At 64.3% G+C, this 16,735-nt stretch carries 14 protein-coding genes; 7 read left to right on the top strand and 7 right to left on the bottom strand.

Features of this window, described 5'->3' with window-relative positions:
* The first annotated feature begins 26 nt into the window (after positions 1-26).
* The 3 genes from C1A13_RS12760 (at position 27) to C1A13_RS12750 (ending at position 4,392) form a co-directional block, all read left to right on the top strand.
* A complete protein-coding gene (locus tag C1A13_RS12760) occupies positions 27-701 on the top strand; it encodes a response regulator transcription factor (RefSeq protein WP_101552604.1) in 675 nt (224 codons plus the stop codon).
* Entirely contained in the window at positions 685-2,247 is a 1,563-nt protein-coding gene (locus C1A13_RS12755; protein WP_101552602.1) for a sensor histidine kinase, read from the top strand. Before C1A13_RS12760 ends, C1A13_RS12755 begins: the two co-directional genes overlap by 17 nt.
* Positions 2,248-2,451: 204 nt before the next feature.
* Positions 2,452-4,392 (top strand): sensor domain-containing diguanylate cyclase, encoded by a 1,941-nt coding sequence (locus tag C1A13_RS12750; protein ID WP_101552599.1) that lies wholly within the window; start codon positions 2,452-2,454, stop codon positions 4,390-4,392.
* A 76-nt stretch (positions 4,393-4,468) separates the two neighbouring features.
* On the opposite strand, the gene C1A13_RS12745 is transcribed toward C1A13_RS12750, so the two are convergent.
* Both C1A13_RS12745 and C1A13_RS12740 read right to left on the bottom strand, forming a co-directional pair.
* Positions 4,469-7,552: an efflux RND transporter permease subunit gene (locus C1A13_RS12745; protein WP_101552596.1), complete on the bottom strand. Its 3,084-nt coding sequence runs from the start codon at positions 7,550-7,552 to the stop codon at positions 4,469-4,471.
* A 6-nt stretch (positions 7,553-7,558) separates the two neighbouring features.
* Positions 7,559-9,109, bottom strand: coding sequence for an efflux RND transporter periplasmic adaptor subunit (locus C1A13_RS12740; protein WP_101552595.1), 1,551 nt, complete (start codon positions 9,107-9,109; stop codon positions 7,559-7,561).
* Between the two features lie 369 nt (positions 9,110-9,478).
* Here C1A13_RS12740 and C1A13_RS12735 point away from each other — a divergent pair, with 369 nt between their 5' ends.
* A complete protein-coding gene (locus C1A13_RS12735; RefSeq protein ID WP_101552593.1) occupies positions 9,479-10,417 on the top strand; it encodes a transporter substrate-binding domain-containing protein in 939 nt (312 codons plus the stop codon).
* Positions 10,374-12,017, top strand: coding sequence for a transporter substrate-binding domain-containing diguanylate cyclase (locus C1A13_RS12730; RefSeq protein ID WP_101552591.1), 1,644 nt, complete (start codon positions 10,374-10,376; stop codon positions 12,015-12,017). Before C1A13_RS12735 ends, C1A13_RS12730 begins: the two co-directional genes overlap by 44 nt.
* Before the next feature lie 121 nt (positions 12,018-12,138).
* On the opposite strand, the gene C1A13_RS12725 is transcribed toward C1A13_RS12730, so the two are convergent.
* From C1A13_RS12725 to C1A13_RS12710, 5 genes are all read right to left on the bottom strand, one after another.
* Positions 12,139-12,957, bottom strand: a complete 819-nt coding sequence (locus C1A13_RS12725) for a hypothetical protein (protein WP_101552589.1) — start codon at positions 12,955-12,957, stop codon at positions 12,139-12,141.
* A gap of 147 nt (positions 12,958-13,104) precedes the next feature.
* Positions 13,105-14,646: a recombinase family protein gene (locus C1A13_RS12720; RefSeq protein WP_101552587.1), complete on the bottom strand. Its 1,542-nt coding sequence runs from the start codon at positions 14,644-14,646 to the stop codon at positions 13,105-13,107.
* Positions 14,643-14,813, bottom strand: a complete 171-nt coding sequence (locus C1A13_RS14935; protein WP_158595736.1) for a hypothetical protein — start codon at positions 14,811-14,813, stop codon at positions 14,643-14,645. Before C1A13_RS14935 ends, C1A13_RS12720 begins: the two co-directional genes overlap by 4 nt.
* Before the next feature lie 116 nt (positions 14,814-14,929).
* Positions 14,930-15,313 (bottom strand): metal-dependent transcriptional regulator, encoded by a 384-nt coding sequence (locus tag C1A13_RS12715; protein WP_101552585.1) that lies wholly within the window; start codon positions 15,311-15,313, stop codon positions 14,930-14,932.
* 319 nt (positions 15,314-15,632) lie between these two features.
* Positions 15,633-16,007: a metal-dependent transcriptional regulator gene (locus C1A13_RS12710; RefSeq protein WP_101552583.1), complete on the bottom strand. Its 375-nt coding sequence runs from the start codon at positions 16,005-16,007 to the stop codon at positions 15,633-15,635.
* Between the two features lie 250 nt (positions 16,008-16,257).
* On the opposite strand from C1A13_RS12710, the gene C1A13_RS12705 reads away from it, so the two are divergent.
* Both C1A13_RS12705 and C1A13_RS12700 read left to right on the top strand, forming a co-directional pair.
* Entirely contained in the window at positions 16,258-16,467 is a 210-nt protein-coding gene (locus C1A13_RS12705) for a FeoA family protein (protein WP_101552581.1), read from the top strand.
* An 11-nt stretch (positions 16,468-16,478) separates the two neighbouring features.
* The gene (locus C1A13_RS12700; RefSeq protein ID WP_101552579.1) at positions 16,479-16,700 is read left to right on the top strand and encodes a FeoA family protein; all 222 of its coding nucleotides are present in this window, start codon (positions 16,479-16,481) and stop codon (positions 16,698-16,700) included.
* Positions 16,701-16,735: the final 35 nt, after the last annotated feature.

The raw sequence follows: 16,735 nt of genomic DNA, 5'->3' as shown, positions 1-16,735 counted from the left end.
AAAATGAACGTTGGGACGGTGCCGGAATGGATAGTAAAATATTGATCGCGGAGGACGAAGCGAAGATCCGACAGCTCGTGGCGAGCTACCTCGTGCGGGAGGGCTTCAAGGTGGTGGAGGCCGCCGACGGCCAGCAGGCGGTGGAGAAGTTCGAGGACAACGACGACGTCGTGCTGGTCATGCTCGACGTGATGATGCCCCGCAAGGACGGGTACGACGCCTGCCGGGAGATCCGCAGCAAGTCGGACGTGCCGATTTTGATGCTGACCGCGCGCGACAGCGAGCGGGACGAGGTGACGGGGTTCCACATGGGGGCGGACGAATACATCGCCAAGCCCTTTTCGCCCACCATCCTTGTGACGCGGGTGAAGAACCTTTTAAAGCGCACGAACGCCAACGACATGAGCGACGCGGAGGTGGGCGGGCTCAAAATCCTCTACCGCGAGCGCACGGTGCTGGTGGACGGGCAAAAGATCATCACCACCCCCAAGGAGTTCGACCTACTCTACTACCTCGTGAAAAACCAGGGGATCGTGCTCACCCGCGACCAGATCATCTGCACGGTGTGGGACATGGACTACAACGGGGACGACCGCACGGTCGACACCCACATCAAATGCCTGCGCGCCAAGCTGGGGAAATACGCCTCCTACATCACCACCGTAAGGAAAGTGGGATACAAATTTGAGTGGACGGATTAAAAGCGGCATCCGCAAGGAGCTTTTCGGGGTCATCTTCTTCATCCTCGTGGTGAATGTGGTGGTCCTGCTTTTCATGGGCTCCACCCTGTTCGAGCGGTTCTACCAGAGCAACAAGGTCAGCGAGCTGGAGCAGAGCGCGCGGGCGATCCGCGCCGCCTACCAGGAGAACAGCGGGGAAATCTACGACGCGATCGGGAAACTGGAAAACGGCAACGCGATCGTGAGCCTCTTTGAGATCGGCGGGGACGGGCGCGTTCAGATGCGCTACCACTCCCGCACCGGACGGGAGGAGATGCGCCCGTGGGGCGACCGGGAAAACGCCCCCAAGCCGCGGGGGGAGGACGTCGACCGGTTCCAGGAGAAGATGCTCGCGCGGCTGCGGGACTCGGACGAGAGCTTTGACGTGCGGCTGGAGGAGTCCTTCAACCCGTGGGAAGACGACGGGATGCTCACCCTCTCCACCCGGCTGGACGACAACCTCTACCTCTATATCCAGACCCCGCGCGGGTACCTCAAATCCTTCGCCGACCTCGCGGTCAAGTACACCGCGCTGATGTCAATCGCGATCCTGCTGGTGGGCGCGGTGATCATCTATTTCGTGGTCGGGCGGATCACGCGGCCGATCCAGGGAATCCAGCGGGCGGCGGACAAGATCTCGCGGCTCGACTTCTCCGAGCGGTGCGAGGCGAAGGGCCACGACGAGATCGCGATGCTCGCCGGGAGCGTCAACCAGATGTCGGACGACCTGCAGGCGGCGGTGAGCCGGCTGGTGGAGGCCAATGAGGTGCTCCAGAACGACCTCGTGCGCCAGCAGCAGACCGACCGCCTGCGCCAGCAGTTCGTGGCGAACGTCTCGCACGATTTCAAGACGCCGCTCACCCTCATGATCAGCTACGCCGAGGCGCTCGCGGAGGAGGAGACCGACCCGCGGCGGAAGGAGTCGTGCGAGATCATCATCGCGGAGAGCAACCGGCTCTCGCTGATGGTGGGAAAGCTGCTCGAGCTTTCCCGGCTGGAGAGCGGCGTGGAAAAGGCGCAGCTCTCGATCTTCTGCCTGAGCGAGGTGCTCGACAGCGCCGTGCGCAGCCACCGCATCCTCACCGAGCGCAAACGCCTCACGGTGAAGAAGGAGCTCGAGGAGGAGTTTATCGTCTCCGCCGACTATTCGATGATCGGGCAGGCGGTGAACAACCTCTTTGAAAACGCGGTCAAATATTCCCCGGAGGAGGGCGTCATCCGGCTGTGCGTACAGGATGGCGGGGCGGGCCTCTGCCGCGTGTCGGTGGAGAACCAGAGCCCGCCCATCGCAGAGGACGACCTCGGCAGCCTCTTCGACAGCTTCTACCGCGCCGACAAGTCCCGCTCCCGCGAGGTGCAGGGCTACGGCCTCGGGCTCGCGATCGTCAAGGTCGTCATGGAGGCCCACGGGATGGACTACGGGGTCGAAAACATCGAGGGCGGGGTCCGGTTCTGGTTTTGCCTGCCGCTCGCGGAGATCGGCGAGGAGGCGGACCCGGAGGAGGACGGCGGGGACGACGGCCTCTGAGACTCTGGAAAATGATGGGCTGTGACCGCAAAAGACAGGGAAAGACAGGAAAAACGGCGCGGCGGGTATCCGCCCGCCGTTTTTTTTGCATGTTTACGGGCGCGCGGGATGCGGGAAGCATTGATTTGTGACCGCAAAGGGAATACAATGTCTATAGCGGATGCGCCTTCCGGCGCGGACGCTTGGAAAGAGAGGCGCCCGCCAATGAAAAAGAACATCCTCATGCGGACCAACCTGCTGGTCTGCCTGATCATCATCGTGGGGTTCCTGCTGACGGCGGTGCTCAGCTACCGCGCGAACTACAGCGCGTCGCTGCAGAATATCGAGGAGGTCTCCTCGCTGACCTCGGAGGGCATCTACTACCAGATGGCCACCACCTTCACCAAGCCGGTCAACGTGTCGCTGACGATGGCCAACGACAGCCTGCTCCGGGAATACCTCTCCGGCGAGGGGGAGCATCTGGACGACCCCTCCTACATCGGCACCCTGAGCAAATACCTCGGCGCCTACCAGCGGAAATACGACTACGACGCGGTCTTCCTGATCTCCACGCGCACCGGCCGCTACTACAATTTCAACGGCCTCGATCGGGTACTGGACCCCGGCGACCCGGAGAACGTCTGGTATTACGAGCTGCTGCAAAGCCCCGAGGACTACGCCATGAACGTGGACAACGACGAGGTGGAGGGCGCGGAAAACCGGATCACCGTGTTCGTCAACTGCAAGATCCACGACGAGAGCGGAGAGGTGATCGGCGTCGTGGGCGTGGGGATGCGGATCACCAGCCTGCAGGCGGTGCTGCAGGGCTACGAGGACAAATTCGGCGTCGGCGCCTTCCTGGTCGACGGGAACGGCACGATCGAGATCTCCCCCCAATACACCGGCTACGAGACGGTCAACCTCTTCGACGTCACCCACTACAGCGACCGGGTCCGGCGGGAGATCCTCACCTGGAAGGAGGAGGGCATGGCGCGCAGCTTCTGGATCACCGGCGGCTCGGGGTTCCAGAAGACCGACTACGTGGTCGCGCGCTACCTGCCCGAACTGGAGTGGCACCTGGTGGTGAACCAGGACACCGCCGCGCTGGTGGAGTCCCTCAACCGCCAGCTCGTTTTGACCATGCTGGTGATCTGCGTGATCATCGCCGTGATCCTCTGGGTCATCACCCACGTGATCCGCGCCTTCAACCGCCAGATCGTCGAGCTGACCCAGTCGGTCGAGCAGGAGCGGCGCACGGTGTTTGAAAAGGCCACCGGTCAGCTCTTTGAAGACATTTACGAGCTGGACATCACCGCCAACCGGCCCGCCAACCACGCCACCGAGCAGTATTTTGAAAGCCTCGGCGCCCCGCACGGGATCCCCTACGACAAGGCGCTGCAGATCGTCGCGGAAAAGCAGGTCAAGGAGGAGTTCCGGCAGGGGTATCTTGACACCTTCCTGCCCGAAAACGTGCTGCGGGCCTTCCGGCAGGGCCGCGAGACCCTGCGGTATGAGCTCATGATCAGCAGGGACGGCGGGGAGTACTACTGGATGCGGATCACCGCGCGGCTCGTCCCGCTGGAGGGGGACGGCAGCCTGCGCATGCTGGTATACCGGCAGAACATCGACGCGGAAAAGAAGCAGGAGGAACGGATGCGCCTGCTCGCCCAGACCGACGAGATGACCGGGCTGTTTACCAAGGCGGCGACCCAGCGGCGGATCGAGGACTGCCTGCGGGAGAACCCGGGTCGCCTGTACGCCTTCTTCATCTTCGACATCGACAACTTCAAGCAGGCCAACGACAGCTACGGCCACGCCTTCGGGGACGGGGTCATCCGGGAATTCACGCGCATCCTGCGCGGGCATTTCCGCGCGGACGACCTGCTCGGGCGCATCGGCGGCGACGAGTTCGCGGCCTTCGTGGCCGCGCCGGACGAGACGTGGGCGGCCGAAAAGGCGGCGGAGCTCTCCGCCGCGCTCGACCGGGCCTACGGCGCGGAGGAGAAGAACTGGCACCTCTCCGCCAGCATCGGCGTCTCCTTCGCCCCCCGGCAGGGGGACGGCTTCGACGGCCTCTACCGGGCCGCGGACGCCGCTCTCTACGAATCCAAGGAGCGGGGCAAGAACGGCTACACGATCTCGGACGGCGCGCGCGGGAGGGACTGATCCAAAAGCGGAGGAATACGCAAAGGGGCCGCCCGGCAGACGCCGGGCGGCCCCTTTTATAGGAGGGGATTGCCGGTCAGAGAAATTCTTCGGGGACCGGGTCGCCGGAGACCTGGGGCTGCTCCCGGAGGTTCCGGCGGAAGAGGGATTTCCTGCCCGTCCGGCGGCCCTTTTTGCGGCGGTCCTCGCCGTCCGCCAGCAGGTAGACGGTCGGGATCAGGACGAGGGTGATCAGGGTCGAGAAGGTGAGCCCGCCGATGACGACGACCGACATCGACTGCATCATCTCGACGTTGCCGCCGATGCCGACCGCGGTCGGCACGAGGCCGAGCACGGTGGTCAGGGTGGTCATCAGGATGGGGCGCAGGCGGGTGGGGGCCGCGAAGATCAGGGCGTCCCGCGCGCCCAGCCCCTGCTCGCGCCGCAGGATGTTGGTGTAGTCGATCAGCACGATCGCGTTGTTGACGACGATGCCGACGAGCATGATGAGGCCGATGAGGCTGGTCATCGAGATGGTCATGCCGGTGAGCAGCAGCGCCAGGAACGCGCCGGTCATCGAGAAGGGCACCGAGAGCATGACCACGAGGGAGAAGCGCATCGATTCAAACTGCATGGCCATGACCACGAAGACGAGGAAGACCGCGATCGCCAGCGCGTTGTAGATTTTGCCGAACTCCTCGTTCATCGTCTGCATGTTGCCGCCCGCCGCGATGCTCACGCCGTCGGGCAGGTCCATCTGCCCGACGCGGGCCATGATCTGGTTGGAGAGCTGGGTGGCGGAGACGCCCGCCGCGGTCTGCCCGGTGACGGACACCTGGTATTCGCCGTCCTGCCGCTGGATCTGCGAGGGGGCGTTGTTAAAGACCACCTCGGCCACGTCGGTGATGGGCACCTGCCCGCCGCTGCGGGTGGGGATCATGAGGCCGGAGAGGTCGCTGACGTCCTTGAACCGGCCCTCGGGGTACATGACCTTGACGGTGTATTCCTGGTCGCTGGTCTGCAGGTCGGCGGCGTCGATGCCGGAGATCATGTTTTTCGCGGTGGAGAGGATGGAGGCGGGGGTCGTGCCGATGGCGGCGGCCTGGACCGGGTCGACGATGATCTCGGCGCGCGGGCTGCCGTCGCTGAGGCTGGTGGAGGCCGAGTCGATGCCGTCGAACCCGGCGACGACCGTCTTGATCTCATCCGCGACCTCCCGCAGCGTATCCAGGTTGGAGCCGGTCAGGTTGATCTGCACGCCCCGGCTGCCGAAGGACATCGAGCTGCGCTGCTCGACCTCGACCGACGCGTTGTCGATGCCGGAGGTCTGCTCGCGCATGAGAGTGATGAAGTCGTCGGTGGAGAGGCTGCGGTCGTCCTTCAGATAGACGGTGAGGCTGGCGGATCCGCCGTTGCCCCGCATCGAATAGCTTTCCACGTCCTCCTGGGCCGCCACGATCTCCTCCACCCGGGTCATGATGGCGTCGGTGGCGTCGATGTCGAGGCCGGTCTTGGTGGTGACGGAGATGCTGATCGAGCCCTCGTCGCTCGACGGCATCAGCTCCATGTCGATCTGGGTGAACATGACGAAGGTGCCCGCCAGCAGCACGACCGCGATGATGATGACGGTGAGCTTGTGGTTCAGGGCGGTGGTCAGCAGCCGCTTGTAGGCTCTTTCCAGGCTGTGCAGCCGCCGGTTGACCCAGGAGTCCTTCTTCTCCCGCGGCCGCATCCGCGCGAAGAGGAGCGGCACCATCGTCAGCGCCGAGATCAGCGAGGCGGTCAGGGAGAAGACGATCGTGAAGCCGACCTCCTTGAAGAGCTGGCCGGACATGCCGTTCATCAGGGAGATGGGCAGGAAGACGACGATCGTCGTGACGGTGGAGGCGATGATCGCGGAGTTCACGAGGTTCGCGCCCTCGACCGCCACCTGGTCGTAGCTCTTGATGCCGTCCTGCTCCTTGAAGCAGGAGTCGAGCACGACGATCGAGTTGTCGACCATCATGCCGATGCCCACGACGAGGCCGCCGAGCGACATGATGTTGATGGTCATGCCGAAGGCCGCCATGAGCACGAGCGCCGCGAAGACGGAGAGCGGCATCGAGATCGCCACGATGAAGGCGGCGCGCCAGTCGCCGAGGAAGGCCACCAGCACGAGCATGGCCAGCGCGAGGCCGAGGACGAGGGACTGGACGACGTTCATGATGTTCTCATAGATCGTTTCGCCCGAGTTGCTGGTGATGGTGATGGCCAGCCCCAGCCCCTGCCGGTTGAGGTCGTCCACCACGCTCACGACCTGGTTGCACACGTCGATCGTGTTGGCGGACTGGTTTTTGGAGACGGAGAGGGAGATGTTGTCCATGCCGTTGTAGCGGCTGATGGAGGACATGCTCTGCTCGGCCATCGTGACGTTGGCCACGTCGGAGACGTGGATGATGTCCCCCGAGGCCAGGGAGATGGGGATCGTTTCGAGGCTCTCATAGGTGTCGTAGTTCATGCCGCCCTGGAGCGTCAGGCTGACCTCGCCGCGGTTGATCTCGCCCACGGTGGTGGTGAAATCGGCGGAAGAGATGGCGCTGGAGATGTCGGTCATCGAAAGGCCGTACTGCTCCATCTCCTCCTCCCGGAGCTCCACTTGGATGTATTCGCGGGTGCCGCCGCGCATGCTCACCTCCGAGACGCCGGAGATCCGCTCGATTTCGGGCACGACGGTGTCCTCGATGTAGGAGTAGATGTTGTCCCCGGTCGCGGGGGTGGTGATCGACAGGTCCATGACGGAGGAGGAGTCCATGCTCATCTCCATGATGGTCGGGTCGTCCGCTGAGTCGGGCAGGCGCACCCGCTGGAGCGCCTCGTTGATCTCGTCGTACTTTTCGTCCATGTCGGTGTTGTAGTCGAACTCCAGCGTGGTCATGGAGGAGCCCTCCGACGAGCGCGAGGTCATGCTCTCCACGTCGCTGACGGTGGAGAGCGCCGATTCGATCACATCGGTAATCAATTCGTCGACCTCCTCCGGCGACGCGCCCGAATAGCCGGTGCGGACCATGAAGATGGGCATCGACATCTCGGGCGTGGATTCCATCTCCATGCCGAAGATCGAGGAGACGCCGAAGACCAACAGGCAGAGCACGCACATGAGCACCGATACCGGCCGTTTGACGGCTAATTTTGGAAGTGTCATCAGCGGTTAATCCTCCTGTACGGCCGTCCCTGCGGCGGATTCCTGTTCGGCGGCGTCCGCTTCGGGGTCGGCCTGCCCCTCGGCAAGCTGCACCTTGGCGCCGTCCTTGAGGTCGGGGTGCCAGGTGGTGATGATCCGGCTGTTTTCGTCGAGGCCGGAGAGGGCGACGACCGTCTCGCTGTTGGACATGCCCGTTTCAAAGTCGGTGCGGTGGGCCTCGCCGTCCGCGTATGTAAAGACGTATGCCTGCCCATCCTCGTAGTAGACGCTGTCGATCGGGACGAGCAGGGCGTTCTCCGCCCTCTGGGTGGCGGCGGAGACCTTGACGGTCACGCCCGAGAGCAGCGCGCCGCCGTCGTCCTGGATCTGGGCTTCGACGGGGAAGAGGCCGGTGCCTTCGTCCGCCTTGGAGTCGATCGAGGTGATGATGGCGGTATAGTCGTTCCCGCTCTTCTGGACGGTAACCTCGTCGCCGATCGAAAGCGCGGTCGCCGCGTCCGCCGTGGCGTTGAAGGTGACCGACATCTGGTTCTTGTTGGAGATCGTGAAGGCCGCGGTCTGGGTCGACGCATTCTCATGCTCGTTCACCGAGCTCGCCTCGATCACCCCGTCGATGGGGGAATAGACCTTGTACTTCTCCAGCTTCTTGGCGCTCTGCTCGAGGGAGAGCTGGGCGGATTTGAGGGAGTTGTCGACGCTCGCCTTGGTGTCCTCGAGGGAGGAGCCCTTCGCGAGGTTGTATTTTTCGAGCGCGGTCTCGTAGTTGGTCTGCGCGTTCTTGTAGCTGTTGCGCAGGCTGCGCAGGGTGCTGTCGTCGTCGTTTTCCAGGTCGTTGACGGTGCTGCGCGCCACGCTGTAGGCGCTTTCCGCCTTGGAGACCGCCGACACGAGGTCCTTATAGGTTTCGCTCGACTTGTCGCCGGGGTTCGCCTCCGCGTAGGCGTCGAGCTCCGCCTCGGCCGCGCGCATCGTGGTCTCCGCCTTGTCCATCGCCTTCTGCGCGGAGATGAGGGAGTCCTCGCTGTCGTCGTTGTAGTCGCGCAGCTCGATGCGCGCGTTGTTCAGCGACTGCTGGGCGCTCTTGAGGCTGGATTCCAGCGAGAGCAGGTTGGATTCGTAGCTGCTGCCGAGGGTGGTGTCGGCGGAGATGACCTTGGAGTCGTAGCTCGCCTGCGCGATCTCATAGTCGAGCTGCGCGTCGCTGTCGTCCATCTCGAAGAGCAGGTCGCCCGCCTTGACGGTGTCGCCCGCCGTAAAGTGGACCGCCGTCACCTTGCCGGCGACCTCGGGGTAGACGTTGACGCTCTCGCCCGGCTCGATCCTGCCGATGAATTCGGTGCTGCGGGTGAGGCTCCCGATGGCGGGGGCGGCGAGCTTGACGCTGATGACGCTCTCGCTCATCTCGATTTCGCCGAGGTTGCCTCCCATGCCGCCCGGGCCGCCCCCGCCGCCGGGGCCCCCGCCCGCGGCCAGCACGACGGTGGAGACCGCGACCGCGCCCAGCGCAATGACGATGGCGGCCGACGCGACATTCTTTTTGTTCAGGAAATGTTTCATGCTTCCCACTCCTATCTCCGGCCGGGGCCGGCGCTGATTTGACAGAGTCAGCCGTTCTTTCCGGCTTTTACCGCCTCATCATATGTCGGGAATGTGTTGGACAGGGCAAAAATCTGTGAATACGGTGTGAATGATGAAAAACTTCCCGCAAAGTTCTCCGGAATTTTTCAGGCCTGCACGCTCCCGTCAAAAGAGGAAATTTTAGAGGTCTTTTTCTGGCAAAATAGGCAAAAAACCGTTTATTCTTCAGGATTCCTTGCCCCGGTGCCGGAAATCCGGTATAATAAGTCATATATAGTCTTTGCCGCCCAAAAAGCGGCTTGTTCTGCGACCGGGGAGCGACCCCGAAAAACGGAATCGAGTGATCGTATGCTGAAAAAATGGATCGGCCTCCTGCTGGCTGCGGCGCTGCTCGCCGGCGGCTGGTCGCTTCCTGCCGCGGCCGCCGGGCAGGAAGACCGCGTCGTGCGGGTCGCCTATCCCGTCCAGGCCGGGCTGACCGACTTTGACGAGTTTGGGAATTACAGCGGCTACACTTATGAATATCTGGAGGAAATCGCGCAGTATACCGGCTGGGACTATGAGTTCGTGCAGGTGCCGGGCACGATGGACGACAGCCTGTCCGCCCTGATGGGGATGCTGCAGGAGGGCGAGATCGACCTGATGGGCGCGATGCTCTACACCGAGCAGATGGGAGAGATGTTCGACTACGCCAGCCACAACTACGGCGTGGTCGAAACGGTGCTCCAGGTGCCCTATGACGACGTGCAGGAAGTCGTCATCAACTCCCAGGTGCAGCAGACCATCCGGGTAGCGGTGGCGGAGGCGTCCCAGGGCGGCCGGATGCAGCGGGAGCTTGAGGACTACTGCGCGATGAACCTGATCACGCCCGTGTACGTCTACCGCGACACCATCGAGGAGCAGCTCGAGGCAGTCCGGGAGGGCAGCGCGGACGCGCTGCTCAACACGAGCCTGAATTATGTCGAAGGGTCGCGCGCCGTCGCGCGGTTTGCCCCCAAGCCGTTCTATTTCATCACCACCAAGGGGAAAAACGCGGAGATGATGGAGGAGCTCAACTCCGCCATCATGAGCATTGAGCAGACCGACCCCACCTTCTCCAACCGGCTTTATGAGAAGTACTTTACCACCACAGGCGAGGACCTCCGGCTGACCGACGCGGAGGCGGCGTACATCGACGGGGCGGGGGCCCTGCGGGTGGACCGACGCGGAGGCGGCGTACATCGACGGGGCGGGGGCCCTGCGGGTGGGGGTGCTGACCGAGCAGCCGCCTCTGCAGTACCTGGATGAACGGACGGGGGAGCTCGACGGCATCTCGGCCGACCTGCTGAGGCTGATCTCGGATAAAACGGGCCTTGCGTTCGAACTGGTGCCCGTCGATTCCCCCGAGGAGCTCTACAGCCTTGCCGAGCAGGGCGGGATCGACCTCGCGGCTGGCATCCCCTACGACTACGACCTCGCGCGGGAGCGGCACCTTTCGATGACGCGGCCCTACATCTCCTCCCAATACCTGCTGATGATGAAGGAGGGGAGCAGCGAGGAGACGATCAAGGGCAAGCGGCTGGCCCTGACGACCACGAGCCCCTACCGCGGGGAGACGGTCGGTCAGGTCGCGCGCTACGCCAAGGTGGCCGACTGCATCCGCGCGGTGGAATCCGGAGAGGCGGACTACACCTATGTGGACGCCTATATGGCGCAGTATTTCATCAACCAGCCGCAGTTCCGCGACCTCAAGCTGATCCCCCAGACCTACGAGCCGCGCCGGCTCTGCTACGGGGTGGTCAAACCCGCGCCGCAGGAGCTGCTTTCGATCCTCAACAAGGCGATCATGACGCTGTCCACTGCGGAGATCCAGGGGGTCATCAACCAGAACACCCTCCAAAAGCAACCCTTTTCCTTCCGGGCGGTCCTGATGGCCAACCCGGTGGAATCGGTGGCGGCCATCGTCGTCGTCTCGCTGGCGGTCATCGCGGTTCTACTGCTCTCCCTGCGGCGGCGTGTCCGGGCCAGCCGGGAGGCGGCTCTGGAGCTGAAAAAGCATTTCCGCGTCTACGCGCTGGTGAACGAATACTTCTTTGAATACAGCTACCGCAACAACACGATGTTTGTCTCCGACCCCTCCAAGGGCGGCAGCGAGCCCGATCTCCTCCGTTACGATTACTCCGTGCGCCCCGAAACCGAGCGGGAGGCACAGCGGCGGGAGGCCTTCCTCAAGGTGGTCCGCTCGCGGGAGGACGGCGTCCACGAGCTCTACACCGAGTGCATCGACGGCATGTCCCACTGGCTGCGCATCGCGCTGGAGACGGTCTACGACGGCGACGAGCCCGCCTACGCCCTCGGAAGGATCAATGTGATCGACGAGGAGCGGCAGGAGAAGGACCAGTTGATGGAGCGGGCCCAGCTCGACAGCCTGACCCACGTCTTCAATTCCGAGGCGTGCCAGACCCACGTGCGTGCGAGCCTTTCCCGTATGCGGGAGGGGGAGAGGGGGGCGCTGCTGCTCATCGACATCGACTACTTCAAGCAGATCAACGATACCTACGGGCACATGCAGGGGGATGAGGCGCTCGGGCAGATAGCCGGGCTGCTGCGCTCGAGCTTCCGTGCGGACGACATCGTCGGGCGCCCGGGCGGGGACGAATTCCTCGTCTATCTGCCGCGGATTAAAAACCGCGAATTCCTCTTCAACAAATGCGCCGCGCTCTGCTCCCGGGCGCGCGACCTGCCGCTGGCGGAGGGCGGCCGGATCACGATCAGCGTGGGCGCGGCGCTTTCCCGCGCGGGGGACAACTACGCCGCGCTCTACCAGGCGGCGGACGAGGCGCTCTACGACGCGAAGAAAGCGGGGCGCGACCAGTTTGCCATCGCGGAGCGGAAGGAGCGCGCGTGATCCCGATAGAACTGCAAGAAAAACCGGACCGGCTGCCGCCGGTCCGGTTTTTTATCAGCATGATCAAAGGGCCGCCGGCAGCTTGCCGGCGGCCCTCATCCGCGACAGGAGACGACCTGCGTCAGAGTCCGTAGCTCTGGAAGATATGCTCGTATTTTTGCAGCGTGCGTTCGCCCACGGCGTCGACCGCCGCGAAATTCATGGCGCCCGTATAGTAGCCCTCGAGCTGGTCGTGCAGGGCCTTGGCCTCGGCCAGCAGGCGGGCGGCCTGCTCGAGCATCTGCGCGGAGGCCTTTCTGTTGAAGGTGATGCGTTTTCTGTGGGCGCGGATCTGTTCGGCGTCGGTGAACCGCCTGGACCGCACGATCTTATAGGGTTCGACGTCGGGCAGGTGGTTGTCGTTGGCGGTCATGAAGCCGAGCCGGAGGGCGGGGATGAAGAGGTGCTCGATCTTCTCAAACGGGGAGAGGGGGCAGTAACAGGTGATGACATCCCAGCCGGCCTCGAGCGCCTGGCTGCGCAGGGCGGAGAGGAAGAGGCGGGAGGCGGCGCCATAGACGTCGTCGACGAGGTAGATGCGGTCGCAGAGCGCCTTGGCGGTGCCGTCGAAGAGGACGGGGCCCTTGTTGGTGACGCAGGAGAGGAAGCGTACCGATTCGCGGCCCTGGCCCCCGGGTCCGCCTTTGAACTCGCTGAGCGCGATGCGCCGGGCCGCCTTGACCACCTTGCTGACCGAGGTGCCCTCGAGCGCGATGCGGTAGGTGTCGGAGAGCAGGCTTCCCGCCGCGCCGAGGAAGCGGCAGCAGTGCTCGTGGCAGCGGCTGATCTTTGCCGCCAGCGCCATGATCGCCTCGCGCGACTCGAAGAGCGCGTGCTCGTCCCAGCAGGAGGACAGGTCGACGACCTGCTCGAACGCGCCCGGATATTTGGGTTCGATCACATGGGCGGGTGTCGCGGAATCGAATACCGCGCGCCTTTCGTTTCGGGTGGGGCTGGAAGCCGCACGCGCATGGGAGAACAGCGGCCGGGAGTTGACGGAAAAAGCCGTGGAGCCAGATCCAACGCTCCAACGGGTCTGGCGGAATGCTCAGAGCAGCCAGCGGATCGAAACCTCCTGCGTGCCGTCCGGCCGCCGTTCGCCGACCGTGACGGTGTCGACCAGCAGGACGAGCAGCTCGCGCGGCATGGGATCGAGCCTCAGCAGCGCTTCCGCGCGCTTTGCCAGAAGGCCGGGCGGCTCCGGGGGAGCCTCCCGCATCCGGGCCTCCAGCGCGTCCAGCCGGGCCTGGAGCGCCTGCCGCTCCTCCCGGAAGCGCGCGCTCATCCCGGCGAACTCCTCCCGCCCGATGAGGCCGTCCGCCCGGTCGAGGCAGAGGGTTTCGAGCGCCCTCGAACGCCGGGCGATCTGGTTTTGCAATTCCAGCGCCTCCGCCCGCTCCCGGCGGAGGCGGGCTTCCGCTTCGCCGGGGGGCAGCAGCCGTTCGGGGCTGGGAAGCCGGTAGCGGGTGCGCACCAGCGCGCGGACGCGTTCCTCCACGACGCCGGTCAGCGCGTCGAGGCGGACGGAATGGCGGGTGCAGTTCGGATGCGGCCGCGAGGAGGCGTAGCGCCCGCATTGCAGGTAGGAGCGCCGCACCCCCTTGTAGAGCTGCGACACCTTGACGAGCGGCCCGCCGCAATCGGCGCACCGCGCGATGCCGGCAAGCGGGTGGGGCTCGCCCGTCCCGCCGGAACGGGTGCGGCGGTCAAGCAGCGCCTGCGCCGCGTCGAAGGACGCCCGGTCGACAATGGCCTCGTGGGTCCCCTCCACGCGGCACCACGCCTCCTTCGGGACCCCGGCGCACGCCTTGGATTTGTAGCTCACCCGGCGCTTGGTTCCCTGCACCATCGTACCGGTGTAGAGCTCGCTGCGCAGAATCCGCCCCACCGTTGTGCGGTTCCAGCCGTCGGCGCCGGCCTCGCCGCGGGTCCAGCCGCGGGCGCGCTTATAGGCGGAGGGGCTGGGAATCCCCCGTTCGTTGAGCAGGGCGGCGATCTTCTGCTTGCCGAACCCCTCCAGGCAGAGGGAGAAGATGCTCCGGACCACCTCCGCCGCCTCCGGTTCGACCAAGAGATGGTTGTGGTCGGCGGGGTCCTTCCGGTAGCCGTAGGCGGGGATGCTGCCGATGTATTTGCCCGCGCTGCGCTTTTGCGCGAACACCGCGCGGATGTTCTCCGACAGGTCCTCGAGATACCACTCGTTGATAAGGCCGTTAATCTGGCGGGCCTTTTTGTTGCCCTTGAGGTCGGTGTCGACGTGGTCCACCACCGCCACGAACCGGATGCCCCACAGCGGGAACAGCCCGTGGAGGTATTTTTCCACGAGCTCCATGTCGCGCGTGAAACGGGACTGCGTCTTGCAGAGGACGATCTGGAACTCCCGGCGCTCTGCTGCGGCGAGCATGGCGTTCCAGCCGGGGCGGTCCCGGTCGGCGCCCGAATAGTCCTCGTCGCAGTAGACCGCGCCGACCTCCCAGCCCTGGCTGGCGGCGTAGTCGGCCAGCATCGCCTTCTGGTTCTGGATGCTCTCGCTCTCCCGGATCTTTTCCGCGTCCTCCCGGCTGAGCCGGCAGTAGATCGCGCAGGTCATGTCTCCGCGCCTCCCGCGTCCTCCCGCCCGGCGGGCGGCGCGGGCGATTCCCCGCGGCGCAGGGCGCGGGCAAGATACTGGTCGACCGCTTCTTGGAGGGCGTCCGTCCGGGCCTTTTCGGACGCGGAGCGGAAGGTCTCGGTGACGAAAAACACGGCGGGTTTCATAGGCTTCACCTCATCACAGCCTATGAGGCGGACAACGCTCCCTATGCCGCCGGCGGATGCGAAAACGGGGCCGGCGCGTCCGCGCCGGCCCCGCCGTCCCGAATGATACGATGCGGCTATGACTCCTCCGCGAAGGACGGTTCGAGCACACGGCGGATCAGCTGCTCCCGGCTTTCCGCGGTGAAGGCGCAGAGCGCCGAGACGGCGTCCCGCCGCGCGCAGCCGGGCGGCACGCCCAGACGCTGCAAAAAGAACGCATAGAGCAGGGTGTACTCGGTGAAGATGCGGTTGGACTCCCGCACGCCCTCGGGAGTGAGCTGCACGGCGCCGTAGTGCTCCTTGCGGATCATCCCCTCCCCGGCCAGCCGCTTGAGGCACTTGACGACGCTGGCCCGGCTGACCTTGAGGGCGTTCGCGATATCGACCGACCGCACGGCGGCGCCGCCGTCGGAGAGCTCGTAGACCGCGAGCAGGTAACGGATAGACGCGGGGGAGAGCATGGCATACCACTCCTTTGCAGATGCTTTGGCCGGAAAGGAGGAAGCGCACAGCCGCGGTCTGCCGCGGCTGTGCGCTGTGGATGGGGAACACCGGCTTCCCGGACAAAAAAGCGGGAGGCCGCACGGGCCGGACGCGCCGCCCGGCTTCGGTTTGCAAAAGCTAACCGAAGGGGAAAAGAAAAGGCGGAAACGTCCGCGTTCCGACGATTAGCTACCGCTAACCTGCGCTTATCTTATCACGCCGCAAGACGGTTTGTCAAGGGCCTGAAATGAAAAACCTGGAGGCGGCGCCCGCCGTCCCCGGCCGGAGGAAGGCGGGTCATTTCCCCGCGTACCGCCGGATATGCTCCCGGAGCTTATCGAAGGTTTCCTCGCTGATGTCGTGCTCCATCCGGCAGGCGTCCGCCGCGGCGGTTTCGGGGGAGACGCCCAGCGCGGTCAGCCAGTCGGTCAGGCAGCTGTGGCGCTCGTAGATGCGCTCGGCGATTTCGCGGCCCGCGTCGGTCAGCTCGATCCAGCCCTCTTTATCCATCGTGATATAGCCGTTCTCGCGGAAGAGGCTCATGGCGCGGCTCACGCTCGGCTTGGTGAAGTTCATGTGGCGCGCCACGTCGATCGAACGGACCGCGCCCGCCTCCTTTTTCAGCACCAGGATCGCTTCCAGATAATTTTCCGCGGACTCTTGAATACGCATGGTAATCTCCCTCGCTGTTGTTAGCCTCAGAAAACAAATTCGTGGGAACTCCACAAATTCGTTTCCGCTCATCTGCGCTTATTCTAACACAGTTCCTTTTTTCGCGCAAGGCGGGAAAATTTTTTCGTCAAAGGATTGACAAAATAGGTTAGCAATGGTAAACTATGCCCGTAAAAGGTTAGTTACGTCTAACCATATGCCAGGCGGGCGCCGCCCGCACAGCGATACCAGAGAGGGGAGAACAGTGGAGATGCCGTTAACGATGGCGCGGACAGGCGAAAAAACGACCGTCAGGGGGATCCACGGGAAGGAAGAGACCCGGCGCTTTCTGGAGAGTCTCGGCTTTGTGGAGGGCGGGAAGGTCACGATCGTTTCGGAGATGGGCGGAAACCTGATCGTCAATGTGAAGGACACCCGGATCGCCCTGAGCAAGGCGATGGCAAGCAAAATCATGGTTTGAGGAGGATCGGTATGAAGACACTCAAAGAGGTCAAATGCGGCGAAACGGTGACCGTCGCCAAGCTGGGCGGCGAAGGCGCGCTCAAGCGGCGGATCATGGACATGGGCATCACCAAGGGCACGCCCGTCTATGTGCGCAAGGTGGCCCCGCTGGGCGACCCGGTGGAGATCACCATCCGCGGATACGAGCTCTCCATCCGCAGGAACGAGGCGGAAAACATCCTCGTCGAATAGACGGCGGGACCGGCGGCGGAGCCGCGTTTTTTCGG

The organism is Anaerotruncus massiliensis (ex Togo et al. 2026) (genome assembly GCF_900199635.1).
GTDB lineage: Bacteria > Bacillota > Clostridia > Oscillospirales > Ruminococcaceae > Anaerotruncus > Anaerotruncus massiliensis.
The sequence above is the reverse complement of the archived record's forward strand: the minus strand, read 5'-3'. Positions and strand labels throughout refer to the sequence as shown.